Below are 12,812 nucleotides of genomic sequence, written 5' to 3'. Positions count from 1 at the left end.
TCCTATTTTGTTCTTCTTAGAGTATGCGTTGGGATTCATACAAGATGCCGTTGCACGATGTGCAAAACACCTACATGCTCGGCTTTCTGTGATACCCAATGACTTGGACATTTTACCTTTTATAGTTCTGCTTTTTATATTACATAATCCTATAGGAGAAATTAAATCATGTTCTAGATCTCATCTCTCTAGCAGATACTGTAACCTGCAATCCTCTTAATTTTAGTCTTCTTGCAAGCTCTATGCTAATAGCTACAGACCTATGCTGACCCCCAGTGCATCCAACAGCAATTGTTACATAATGCTTATCTTCTTTTGCAAAACCATCAATTGCCGTAAGAAGAGCTTTTTCGTAATAGTCTAAGAATTCTATTGCCGCTGGATTTTTAAGAACATAATCGCTAACTGCTTTATCTTTTCCAGTTAAATCCCTAAGCTCTGGAATCCAAAATGGATTGGGCAAAAATCGCATATCTGCCACAAAATCGGCGTCCATAGGCATTCCGTACTTGAACCCAAAACTAAAAATGTGAACAGATACTGTAGAAGATCCTTTTCCAAGCAACCCCTCATAAAGTTTAGTGGAAAGCTGATGAATACTAAGATTTGAAGTATCGATAATAATATCTGCGCAATCTTTAAGATGACATAAAAGCTCACGCTCTTCCAAAATACCATCTATAAGTCTTCCTCCGCGCTGCAAAGGATGTGGTCTGCGCACTGACTCATACCTTTTAATGAGCACAGAATCAGATGCATCTAAAAATAGTATTCGAGTTTTTACGCCTAAATCATCTATATGACCCAAAACAACAAATAAATCATCAAAATATCCGCGAGATCTTACGTCAATAACTGCTGCAAGCTTATGAACTTTAGATCCAGAAGATGTCATCATGTCTACAAGAGGGATGAGTAACTTTGGAGGAAGATTATCAATAACATACCAGCCCATGTCTTCCAAAGCATTTGCTGCATGAGATCTGCCAGCGCCGCTCATGCCAGTAATGAGCATTACTTCAAAATCGCTTGCCACCTGCGAGAATTCACTATTTTCAGTGATCATAACGCCTCCTTCAATGCTTTTTCCATGCAACTTCTTATGTAATCGTAATCTGTAGCCTTGTCAGATTGGTGTTTGATTATGCAAGAATCATCACACGAATCATCACTTGAATGCCTATAATCAAAAGTCATGAGTTTTACTTGATCTAGTGCTTGATATAAAAGCATTTCTTCTCCACCAATACCCATGCCATATTTTCTCCAAACTTTAAGCATCTGGCTTGGTCGAGGATCATATACAACGTCTAGCAAAGCTCCTAAATGTTTTATTGACTTTTCCTTGCAATATTCACACAAAGCGAGCGCTAATCCGTCTGCTATATGAGCAGGAACAGTGCTTATAACAATATCTGCGTTTACAATTGCTTCAATTGCATCCAACGAAGAAATAGATTCTAGAATGTGAGATTTATCACATTTTTCTATATATTGCGATATTTTTATAAACTCAGGATCAATAGTAGGGAATTCTATACCGCAAACAGGCTTGTAGCCACGTTTGTTTTTAAGATTCAAGTTAGACGGCTCTATTCTTCTGCTATTTGGAAAATCCAATTTATATTTATCTACTAAATCGTTAAATCTACTAACGCCTTTAACAGTTTTACCATCGCTTTGCAATCTTGCAACAACACTAACTTTACTCAATTTTGAACCTTGAGCAATTTCTATTAAAGCTGCCATTGCAGAAGACGCAGTGTTTCCGCTGCCAATAATAACCGCACTTTTAGCATTTAATATTTGAGACTTTAAAGAGTGTATTAACGCCATTACAATACCATTTACATCTGTGTTACAAAGCTCAATCGTCTCAGGATTTTCTAAGCATGGCTTTTTACTAAACACAGCAGTATTTGCAACACCAAGCGTTTTAGACCAATAATCGCAAGCTACACCTAGGCTCATAATTGTTTTTTTAAGTGGCATTGTAAGGCTTAAGCCTTTCCAAGAATCGTCAAGATTTGCAATAAAATCTTTTAAGTCTTCCTCGCTAACTTTTTCTTTACCATAATGCCAATTATTTAAGCCCAATGCCTTATATGCAGCATTGTGTAGAACTGGAGATAGAGAGTGCGATATAGGATTGCCCAAAACCGCGCAATTGTAGCATTTTTCAACCATTTTAACCTCTTTATTTATAAGTCTTTATTAATAAGTTTATGCGATTTTACAAATCCTTAGGATCCACACTAAATTTTAATTCACCATTTTTTCGCATTGCAAAATGCTTTGCACATTCTTTTTTCAAACGATTAACTAATTCATCTCTATACTCTAATGGCACTCTTACAACTGCTTTAACTCTGTCGTTTAACTCTTCAAAGCGTTGAGAATTTTGCTCGTGCAATGTTGAAGGAGGCTTCATTGGAACAATTCCAAGTAAAGGTGGAAGATATTCGGATTCACTCGAATCGCCTGAAACCACAGATTCACTATCTTTAGTTTCGACTTTTAACATTGGAAGATTACTAGAACTATCTAAATCACCATTTTTGCTTACAACTTTTGTAATATCTTCGCTTACATCTACACTCATTGCGCCAATCGCATTAAGCGTATCTACTACAGCCTGCCTAAAACCCCATATTCTTGCGACACATACAGTTGGCGGAAGAAGTGCTTCACTTCTTTCTTGCAACTCTTGTTTAGAAAGAATTGATGAATCCCATTCTTCCAAAGATTTAGCGAGAATATCGTAAGTTTCACCCAAAATAAGAACGCTTCCACCTCTGTTTTTTGACGCACACATTGAAGCTGCTTTCATCCAAGCATTCAAAGTGTCTATTCGAGAATCTAAACCAGTGTTGTAAAGACTCGTCCACGCGTCTAAAATCGCAACAAGACCATATTCTCCGCAAGAATTTTTAGATGAGCTTAAAACTCGAGGTTCTTCTCCTAAAGTACAAATGACAATCATCGGCTTCTGGTCAATCCACTCTATAACACCACTTTTCTGCTTCGCGGAAGATATAATAATTGGAACATCATTGAAAATCTTAAATATTTCTTTGGCAGTAAAATTGACGCCAACACGAATAGCCTCGATAAAGTTAGATCCACTAGAACAATTCGAGCACTTCCAGCCAATCGCAGCACTTCCACACCATGCGCATTTAGGAGCAGAACCATCTATAGGTAAGTCAAGAGGACCTGTACAGCGTTTACAACGAGCCATACTATGGCATTTTTTGCATGCAGCACGCTGAACAGTATCGTCTTGTGCTGTAACAAGTAAAACAGGCAGATTTGCGTCTAAAGTTTGTCTAATCGACGCTAGTGCAGTATACGGTATTCTAGATCCTGCACTCGGGTCATTTATCTTATTAAGGTTATCCAAATTAAGTAGACGAACCCATGGGCAAGCATTACTAACAATAGTATTAAATGGTTTAATTTCAATTAAAGGTCCACTTACTTTTGCAGCAAGATTTTTTCCTTTTAATTCGTTTTGACTTATTACGCTTCTAGCAAAAGACATTGTTATGAAAACGCCATTATGATTTTGTGCGCGCAATCGCATAACGCCTCTAGCTTGAGCGTAAGGCATCATACCATCTGCGTACTGATATGCGCCATCTTCTACAATCACAAAAAGCGCTTGCGACTCAACTGGTGCATACATTGCAGATCTTGTTCCTAAAACACATGGAACAATTCCTTTTTCTATAGCTCTCCACGCTCTATACCTGTCTGCTGGAGAATCATATGCGCAAAGACGAGCAACATCTCCACTTAAAGTTCCACTTGGATTCTGCGATTTTTTATAAGGTTTAAGACCATAAACCATAAGGGCACGCATAACATCGTTTACTTCGCGAATTGTAGGAAGAACAACAGCAACTTGACGACCAGCTCTTATTGCAGTTACAATAATCCACGCTAAATCCTGAGCCCATCTCATTGCTCCTGGTAAGGCATCTATAAGAAAAGCTTTGCAATTATTCTTATAATTATTCGAAAGCGAACTATTTTCATGATGCAAATAATACGGTTTCTGAACATCTTCTAAGGATTGTTTAAGAAGATTCGCATTATGGTAGGATGCAATCATACGAGCATCTGTTGTTTTTCTAAGATTCTCACCTCCATCGTATTGAGATATCGCGCAAGTATCATTAGACCTAAAATTTTTTTGTAACTCATTAATCCATTTTACTCTTTTAGATAAATGAATATCGTCCAGCAAATTTTCTTTATCTACACCAGCAATTCTTCTAGGTAAAGCAAGTCTAATAATATTAGCTCTTGTTCCACCATAAGCATCAGCTATTGAAGAAATATCTTCCATAAAAGATTTAGAAACTACTTCCCCTATTGGAATAATTTTTTCAATAAACTTTAATGAAGATATTGGTGTTGTGCTTGATTCACTCCTACTCCAAATAATTCCATTTACGCGTCTAGCACCAAATTTGACGCGGACCATACACCCTGGCTTAGCGTAATCATCCTGATCTTTGCTAACAATGTAATCAAAAGTTTTACCGAGATGAGATGCTTGAACATCCAGCACAATATGAGCAATAGGGCAATTATCAGCTCGACTCTGGGTTGAATCACTCTTCTTACGCCTACGTGGTTTGCGCGCTAAACCATCAAGTGAAGGCTGCTCAAGCATTAGCACATCCTTTTAAATCCTCAAATCAATTTTTTAAAGATTTTACCTCATTCTTAATCTGATCAACACGATTAAGTCTTTCCCAAGGAAAATCAACATCTGTTCTTCCAAAATGTCCATAAGCAGAAGTTTTCGAGTAGATTGGTCGAAGCAAATCAAGCTCGTCGATAATTGCTGCTGGGCGTAAATCAAAGACTTTTCGAACAATCTTAGAAATATCTGAACGAGTAATTCCATTAGCTTCGGTTCCAAAAGTTTCTACATTCACGCTAACAGGCTCTGCAATTCCAATCGCATATGCAACTTGTACCTCTATTTTATGGGCTAAACCTGCGGCAACAAGATTCTTAGCAACCCAACGCGCAGCATAGGCTGCAGAACGATCCACTTTACTAGGGTCTTTGCCAGAAAAAGCTCCACCACCATGATGTGCAGCCCCTCCATAAGTGTCTACAATAATTTTTCTGCCTGTTAAACCAGAATCTGCTGCAGGACCACCCAAAACAAAAGATCCAGTTGGATTTACAAGCATTCTGTAATCATTATGATTTACGTTTTTCCCTAACACTTTGTTAAGAACAGGCTCTACAACGTTTTGAACAAGTTGATTTCTAAGCCAATCATGACTCACATCTGGGTCATGCTGTGTTGAAATAAGAACAGTATCTAAACGAACAGGGTTCCCACATTCATCATATTCGATTGTAACCTGTGTTTTACCGTCTGGTCTAAGTTTAGATACAATTCCAGATTTTCGCACGTAGGATAGGCGCTGGGCAAGCTGATGAGCTAGATATATTGGAAGGGGCATATAAGCGTCTGTCTCATCGCTAGCATATCCAAACATAACGCCTTGATCGCCTGCGCCTTGGCTTTTATAACGATCTTCTTTAGACGCAATACTTTCGGATTCTAAATCTAATCTAGAAACACCTTGATTTATCTCCGCGCTTTGCTCAGTTAAAGATACCATTACTCCACATGAATCAGCATCCAATCCAACAGTTGAACTGTTGTATCCTACTTCGCGTACAACTTTTCTAACAATTCCTGGTATGTCGGTGTATACTTCTCCCCTAACTTCCCCGAAGACTACAAATTGTCCTACGCATGCACAAACTTCAACAGCAACATGCGCATGAGAATCTTGACGAAGCATATCATCTAGAATCGCATCTGCAATCTGATCACAAAGCTTATCAGGATGACCTTCTGTAACAGATTCTGCAGAAATAAGTTTAGCTTCCGACATAACTCCCCTTTAATTAAAAAATTAAAACTTATGCACTAAAACCAATAACAGCCGCATATCCAATACCAACAAGCATAGGATAATACGGCTGCAATTAAAAATGTAAAGAAAACTTAATTTCCCTCATTCATATCATCTTCACCAAGATTCTCCACCAGCAAACCTTTATTAATTTCTCGGAATGCTATAGAAAGAGGCTTCTCTTGGTTTCTATAATCAACAAGAGGACCGACATTCTGCAACAATCCTTCGTTGAGCTGAGTGAAATAAGAATTAATCTGCCGTGCTCGTTTTGCGGCAAACAAGGCAAGCGCATACTTGGAATCCGCATGCTGCATCAAATCATCAATAGGCGGATTTGCAAGTCCCGTAGGTGTTGGCTTAGTGCCCAATGCCATAATGTTCTCCATATTCTATGGTGCCACAATAGTTTCCAAGTAGACTATTGTAAGCTATTGCAAGGATATTTAGGAATTACTCATTTAGATTAATCTAAATTAATTTAAATTAATCTAAATCGTATTCTTTAGCTATTATCTTCCAAAGTTCATCTGCAGCGCGCTGAGCATCGTCATTAACAATCACAAAATCAAACTCGCTAGACGCAGCCATTTCTACTTTAGCGGTTTGCAGACGCTTAGCCTGCTGCTCAGGAGTTTCAGTGCCTCTACCAATAAGTCGACGCTTAAGCTCCTCAAAGCTAGGAGGGGCAATAAATACGTATACGACTTCTAAACCTAATCTAGAAGCTTCCTGCTTAACTCTCCTAGCTCCCTGAAGATCAATTTCTAAAAGAGTTGGAACGTTTTGAGCAAGATGATCTAAAACAGGCTGAATTAAAGTGCCATAATGTGCCATTCCATGAACAAGAGCAGTCTCCAGAAACTCTCCGTTCCTCTTCCTGCGCTCAAACTCTTCTTCATCAATGAACCAATAATGAATTCCATTAAACTCATCATAACGAGGTTTTCTGGTAGTCGCAGAAACAGAAAGCCAAATATTAGGATGTTTTTCGCGCAATACTCCCTCAACAGTGCCCTTACCAGCTGCAGTAGGACCAGTAAGAACAATCAAACGCCTTTTAGTAGCGACTGGCATACTATGTGTATCGTTTAAACTAACCATATTTGACTCTCTTAAATAATTTTCATGAATCCATTAAAGCTTGACGAATATCCCAAGCTATTCGTTCAGTTGCAGTAGATAATGCACCAATATCTGGACCATGAGAAGCAATAGACCTAGAAACTGTTACTAAAACATTTCCATGCGTGCCAGCAAAAACCGTTTTCAAATCGTTAGCTTCCGCTCCCTGCCAACCGTAACCTGGAGAAAGAATCGGGCCAGTAAAACTCGTTAAATCGATTCCACCGCCATTCATCCAATCCCCAATAGTGGCTCCAACAATTAAGCCAACAGAACCCATGCCCTTTGTATTATTGTTAAAAATTTGCGCAGTTTGAGCAATACCATGAGCAACAGTTGTGCCGCGGTAGGAACCAGTCTGACGAATAGCAGTTTGCAAGCTAGCACCTTCGCGATTAGACGTTAGCGAAGCAATGAACACTCCCTTGCCATTATTAAGAGCCTCATTAATCAACCCACCCATTGACCTAGCTCCGTAATACGGAAGAAGTGTAATAGCATCAGTAAGAAGAGGCGCATCTGGCTTAAAATATGCGTCGGCAAGCGCAGAGATTGTCGTAGACAATCCACCATGACCGCAATCCACAATAGTAATTACGTCCATTTGCCTTGCAGCATAGAGCACTCGTTCGAGCGCCGCGAACCCCTTAGACCCGTAACGCTCGAACATGCTCGACTGGAATTTTACGGCAGCAGCTCTGCCGTTCATGGCCTGAAGCATACGCATGGAGAACAATTCTGCTCCTTGAGCATCCATCTTGTATCCCCAATTAAGCAGCATCTTGCGGTGCGGATCTATACCAACGCATAATGGACCGTATTTTGCCATAGCGTTTTTTAGACGCAATCCAAAATCGGATCTTTGCGCCTGCAATTCCTGCTCTCGTATGCTTTCGGTCATGTATTAAGCCCGACTTTCTTCGTTTTCTGCCTTTTCGATTGCAAACAGTTGCTTGGCATGCTCCTGAATGCTCATCACCTGGTAATCGTTGTTCTTAACAGCTTCTATAGCCATAAGAACTGGTGCAAACTCCGTAATTGTAGTGAATTGCGGAAGGTCTGCTGCAACAGCAGCTGCACGAATAGCATAACCATCCGTACGTGACCCTCTGGAATTCGGCGTGTTCAACACCATATCAATCTTACCATTCTCAATCAGTTCAACCACGTTTTTGCCGATTCTTTCATGCGAAGGCTCAGCATTTCGCACATCCTTCGCCGTGTCGCCAAGGCTAGAAAGCTTATCAACAATAACGGAATCAATGCCGTAGCGTCTAAGAACAGATGCTGTACCTTCGGTAGCCCAAATAGTAAATCCAAGCTCTACTAGGCGCACTGCAAGTAGCGGCAATTGTCTTTTATCTGCATCACTTACAGACACAAACACGTTGCCGCTTGTAGGCAAACCGCCCTTGTAAGCTGCAAGCTGGCTCTTAGCAAAAGCATGTGGGAAGTCGCGGTCAAAGCCCATAACTTCTCCAGTAGAGCGCATCTCTGGTCCGAGCAAAATATCAACTGTGCGACCAACAGGCGTGCGGAAACGTTTGAAAGGCAAAACGGAAGCTTTAATAGCAACCTGCTGGCCTGGGTGAATATCTCCACCATCTCCCTTAGGAAGAAGAAGACCGCGCTTTCGCTGCTGTGCTATTGTTTCGCCAGCCATAATTCGAGCAGCAGCTTTAGCAAGAGCAACTCCCGTAGCTTTAGACGCAAACGGAACAGTACGAGACGCTCGAGGATTCGCCTCAATTACGTACAAGGTGTTTGCCATAAAAGCGTATTGCACATTAATAAGACCACGAACTGAGCATCCGCGAGCAATCGAAAGCGTGCCCTCCCTAAGACGGCGAATTTGATCATCCGAAAGCGTGCTCGGAGGAAGAGTACAAGCAGCATCACCCGAGTGAACGCCAGCTTCCTCAACATGCTCCATAATTCCACCAATATAAAGCTCGTTGCCGTCGTAAAGTGCGTCAACATCAATCTCAATAGCGTCCTGAAGGAATTTATCAATCAAAAGCGGCGAAGGCAAACGACCAGAAACAACAGTGTCTGCTTGAGCTTCCTGTAACGCGCGATCCACATATTTTGCAAGCTGAGCATCGTCATACACGATTTCCATGCCACGACCGCCAAGCACGTAGCTTGGTCGCACAAGAACAGGGTAACCAATTGCGTGAGCTGCATCTTTTGCTTCCTCAAGGCTCAAAGCTGTGCCGTATCGAGGAGCATTCATGCCTTCTTGGCGAAGAACCTCTCCGAAAAGCTCACGATTTTCCGCCAAATCAATAGCCTCAGGCGTAGTTCCCAAAATTGGCACTCCTGCAGCTTTAAGACGCGCAGCAAGCGAAAGTGGCGTTTGACCACCAAGCTGCACAATCACGCCCTTAACAGGACCAAGCTTCTTTTCTGCTTGGTAAATTTCGAGCACGTCTTCAAAAGTAAGCGGCTCAAAGTAAAGGCGATCCGACATATCGTAGTCTGTAGAAACTGTTTCAGGATTGCAATTGACCATGATTGTGTCGTAATCCTTACCCAGCTCTTGCACAGCATGAACGCAAGTGTAGTCAAACTCAATACCCTGACCTATTCTGTTTGGACCAGAGCCAAGAATGATTACAGCTTCACGATCGCGTGGCTTAAGCTCGCTTTCGTCAGCGTAGCAAGAATAGTAGTAAGGCGTTACAGCGTCGAACTCGGCAGCACACGTGTCAACCGTTTTGTAAACAGGATGCAATCCATACGCCCAACGCAGCTCACGAACCATGTTTTCGCCTTCATCGCCAAGATTACGCAAATGCGCAATTTGAACATCCGAAAGACCAGCAAGCTTAGCATTCTTTAACACTTTTGGCGTCAAATTTTCTGCTTCACGAACCTCTAAAGCTGTTTTGTTAATTAACGAAAGCTGCTCAACAAACCATGGGTCTATCTTTGTTGCGTCAAAAATCTGCTCAGGCGTAGCCCCACCCCATAGTGCGCGCTGAATTTGCAAGTAGCGGTGCTCGGTTGGAGTGTGCATTTCTTCAAGAAGATTACTAACTTCTTCTTTACTTGGGCGCTCTCCGTCCCAGTTAAAGCAAGCGTGACGCTTGTCGATTGAGCGCATTGCTTTGCCAAGAGATTCCTGGAAGTTTCCAGCCAAAGCCATTGCTTCGCCGACTGACTTCATAGAAGTTGTAAGCGTAGTGTCTGCTCCAGGGAACTTTTCAAAAGCAAAGCGCGGAATCTTAGTTACAACATAATCAATCGTTGGCTCAAAGCTTGCAGGAGTTGAACGCGTAATATCGTTTTGAATTTCGTCCAAAGTGTAGCCGAGAGCAAGTTTTGTAGCGATTTTTGCAATCGGGAAACCAGTTGCTTTAGATGCGAGCGCAGAAGAACGCGAAACTCGCGGATTCATTTCGATTACGATAATGCGACCAGTTTGAGGGTTGATTGCGAACTGAATATTGCATCCGCCGGTGTCAACGCCAACGCCTCGAATAATCGCAATGCCAATATCGCGCATCTTTTGATACTCGCGATCTGTTAGCGTAAAGCATGGAGCAACTGTAATCGAGTCTCCCGTGTGAACGCCTACAGGATCAACGTTTTCAATTGGGCACACAACAACAACGTTGTCTTTGGAATCTCGCATAAGCTCAAGCTCAAATTCCTTCCAGCCTTCAATGCCTTCTTCAATAAGCACTTCGTCTGTTGGAGAATAGTGAATACCTGCTCCTGCAATGCGATGTAATTCTTCCTGATTGTGAGCAATTCCAGAGCCTAAACCTCCCATTGTGAAGCTTGGGCGTACAACAACTGGGTACCCTAGTGTTTCAACAATTTTGTCTACTTCTTCAATTGAGTGAGCAATAAAGGATTTTGCACTTTCTGCCCCAGCTTTTTCAACAACTTTTTTGAAAAGCTCACGGTCTTCACCGCGGTCGATTGCCTCAAGAGATGCACCAATAAGCTCTACATTATACTTTTCTAAGATTCCTGCACGACCCAAGTCCATTGCGGCATTAAGAGCAGTTTGACCACCTAATGTTGGAAGAAGCGCATCTGGCTTCTCTTTAGCAATAATGCGCTCCAAAATTGCCGTGTCTATTGGCTCAATATATGTTGCGTCTGCAAGCTCTGGGTCCGTCATAATAGTAGCAGGATTAGAGTTTACAAGAATTACGCGGATTCCTTCTTCGTGAAGTACTCGGCAAGCTTGCGTTCCAGAGTAGTCGAATTCTGCAGCCTGACCAATTACGATTGGACCAGAACCAATAACCATTACGGATTTAATATCAGCACGTTTTGGCATTATAAATTCCTTTTATCCCTTTATACCTACTATTTTTCGCTTTTATTCTTGTGATTTTGCATAAGTTCTACAAAGCGGTTAAACAAGTACGATGCATCATGAGGTCCTGCGGCTGCTTCTGGATGATATTGCACAGAAAAAGCTGGAATATCAAGGCATTGCAAGCCTTCTACAACATTGTCGTTAAGATCTACATGAGACACTATTACGCGACCAAAATGTCCATTTTCGTAAGGAGACTGAACAGTCTTACCAATAGGTGCGTCTACAGCAAAGCCGTGATTATGAGCCGTAACTTCCACTTTTCCAGTAGTCACGTCTTTTACAGGCTGATTTATGCCACGATGACCAAACTTAAGCTTGTACGTTCCAAACCCAAGCGCGCGACCTAAAAGCTGGTTTCCAAAGCATATTCCAAAGAATGGGTATCCTGCGTCTAACACGTTACGCAATAATTCCACTTCTCGATTTGCTTGAGCAGGATCACCTGGTCCATTCGAGAAGAACACGCCATCTGCGTTAAGTGCTTGAAGTGACTCAAAGCTTATTGAGGAGCTTACAACGTGCACACGGCATCCACGCTGTGCCAAACGATGCGGAGTCATGGCTTTTATACCAAAGTCCACAGCTACAACAGTGTAAAGAGGCTCCTTGCCTTCGTAATCTCCACAAGGCTCAATTGTATAAGCTTCTTGCGTGCTAACTTCGTCAGTTAATCGCAAGCCTTGCATTTGAGGAGTTTGTTTAATCTCATTCACAAAAGACGCAACTGTACGAATTGCTCCAGTAGATTTGTCTATCAGTGCTTCATTAGAAAAAATGCCGGCACGCATAACGCCAACTGAGCGTAAATGTCGTACCAGCATTCTCGTATCAATACCACTGATTCCTACTATCCCTTGTTTTTCTAAATCATCTTCCAAGGAACCAGTGGATCTCCAATTGCTAACAATAGGGCTTGGAGCTTTTACCACGTATCCTGCAACCCATATTTTTGAAGATTCTGGGTCTTCATTGTTAATTCCCGTATTTCCTATGTGTGGGAACGTTTGAACAACTATTTGTTGATCATAACTTGGATCAGTAAGCGTTTCTTGGTAACCAGTCATTCCTGTAGAGAACACGATTTCAGCGCGCGTAGAACCTTTTGCGCCAAATGGTTTACCAACGTAAACTTGTCCGTCTTCCAATACTAATACTGCATCATCAGTGCCGAATCCAGCGAAGGTGTCGTTATAGCCCACCTTAACCCCCTTATGGCTTTAGGTTATTCGTGGCAAGTCTACTCAGATTGGCGGACGGCGACGCGCCGATAATAGCTATCAACAATTTCTTAATGCAAATTATTATTGCGAATTCATTACTACGAATTCATAATAAAAAAAATCCGCTTAATGCTACTGCACTAAACGGATTACACGCAATTTTAA

General features: G+C 41.5%; 9 protein-coding genes. All 9 read right to left on the bottom strand.

Annotated elements, in window-relative coordinates:
- Positions 1 to 166 precede the first annotated feature (166 nt).
- Positions 167 to 1,066 (bottom strand): RNase adapter RapZ, encoded by a 900-nt coding sequence (rapZ, locus tag HXT46_RS03055; RefSeq protein ID WP_009994741.1) that lies wholly within the window; start codon positions 1,064 to 1,066, stop codon positions 167 to 169.
- On the bottom strand, positions 1,063 to 2,187 hold the full coding sequence (locus HXT46_RS03050) for a shikimate dehydrogenase (protein ID WP_101888626.1): 1,125 nt from the start codon (positions 2,185 to 2,187) through the stop codon (positions 1,063 to 1,065). Before HXT46_RS03050 ends, rapZ begins: the two co-directional genes overlap by 4 nt.
- Positions 2,188 to 2,233: 46 nt before the next feature.
- The gene (locus tag HXT46_RS03045) at positions 2,234 to 4,684 is read right to left on the bottom strand and encodes a primosomal protein N' (RefSeq protein WP_421786296.1); all 2,451 of its coding nucleotides are present in this window, start codon (positions 4,682 to 4,684) and stop codon (positions 2,234 to 2,236) included.
- Positions 4,685 to 4,709: 25 nt separating this feature from the next.
- Positions 4,710 to 5,936: a methionine adenosyltransferase gene (gene metK / locus HXT46_RS03040; RefSeq protein ID WP_009994736.1), complete on the bottom strand. Its 1,227-nt coding sequence runs from the start codon at positions 5,934 to 5,936 to the stop codon at positions 4,710 to 4,712.
- Positions 5,937 to 6,049: 113 nt separating this feature from the next.
- The gene (gene rpoZ / locus HXT46_RS03035; protein ID WP_004111763.1) at positions 6,050 to 6,334 is read right to left on the bottom strand and encodes a DNA-directed RNA polymerase subunit omega; all 285 of its coding nucleotides are present in this window, start codon (positions 6,332 to 6,334) and stop codon (positions 6,050 to 6,052) included.
- 109 nt (positions 6,335 to 6,443) lie between these two features.
- On the bottom strand, positions 6,444 to 7,061 hold the full coding sequence (gene gmk, locus HXT46_RS03030) for a guanylate kinase (protein ID WP_048730232.1): 618 nt from the start codon (positions 7,059 to 7,061) through the stop codon (positions 6,444 to 6,446).
- Positions 7,062 to 7,083: 22 nt separating this feature from the next.
- Complete coding sequence (gene pyrF, locus HXT46_RS03025; RefSeq protein ID WP_004115188.1) at positions 7,084 to 7,983, bottom strand: orotidine-5'-phosphate decarboxylase; 900 nt, start codon at positions 7,981 to 7,983, stop codon at positions 7,084 to 7,086.
- A gap of 3 nt (positions 7,984 to 7,986) precedes the next feature.
- Positions 7,987 to 11,382 (bottom strand): carbamoyl-phosphate synthase large subunit, encoded by a 3,396-nt coding sequence (gene carB / locus HXT46_RS03020; RefSeq protein ID WP_048730234.1) that lies wholly within the window; start codon positions 11,380 to 11,382, stop codon positions 7,987 to 7,989.
- 29 nt (positions 11,383 to 11,411) lie between these two features.
- Positions 11,412 to 12,626 carry a glutamine-hydrolyzing carbamoyl-phosphate synthase small subunit gene (gene carA / locus HXT46_RS03015; protein ID WP_004111767.1) on the bottom strand — a complete coding sequence of 405 codons (1,215 nt, stop codon included), beginning with the start codon at positions 12,624 to 12,626 and terminating at the stop codon, positions 11,412 to 11,414.
- Positions 12,627 to 12,812: the final 186 nt, after the last annotated feature.

This window comes from Gardnerella sp. DNF01204 (assembly GCF_049244145.1).
GTDB classification, from domain to species: Bacteria; Actinomycetota; Actinomycetes; order Actinomycetales; family Bifidobacteriaceae; genus Bifidobacterium; species Bifidobacterium vaginale.
Note: the sequence above shows the minus strand (reverse complement) of the source record. Positions and strands in the feature narration are given on the sequence as shown.

What these genes read in the sequence shown, in the direction of transcription:
- rapZ (WP_009994741.1), bottom strand. Translation starts at nt 1,066, where the DNA reads ATGATCACTGAAAATAGTGAATTCTCGCAGGTGGCAAGCGATTTTGAA.
- gmk (WP_048730232.1), bottom strand. Translation starts at nt 7,061, where the DNA reads ATGGTTAGTTTAAACGATACACATAGTATGCCAGTCGCTACTAAAAGG.
- rpoZ (WP_004111763.1), bottom strand. Translation starts at nt 6,334, where the DNA reads ATGGCATTGGGCACTAAGCCAACACCTACGGGACTTGCAAATCCGCCT.
- metK (WP_009994736.1), bottom strand. Translation starts at nt 5,936, where the DNA reads ATGTCGGAAGCTAAACTTATTTCTGCAGAATCTGTTACAGAAGGTCAT.
- pyrF (WP_004115188.1), bottom strand. Translation starts at nt 7,983, where the DNA reads ATGACCGAAAGCATACGAGAGCAGGAATTGCAGGCGCAAAGATCCGAT.
- HXT46_RS03050 (WP_101888626.1), bottom strand. Translation starts at nt 2,187, where the DNA reads ATGGTTGAAAAATGCTACAATTGCGCGGTTTTGGGCAATCCTATATCG.
- carB (WP_048730234.1), bottom strand. Translation starts at nt 11,382, where the DNA reads ATGCCAAAACGTGCTGATATTAAATCCGTAATGGTTATTGGTTCTGGT.
- HXT46_RS03045 (WP_421786296.1), bottom strand. Translation starts at nt 4,684, where the DNA reads ATGCTTGAGCAGCCTTCACTTGATGGTTTAGCGCGCAAACCACGTAGG.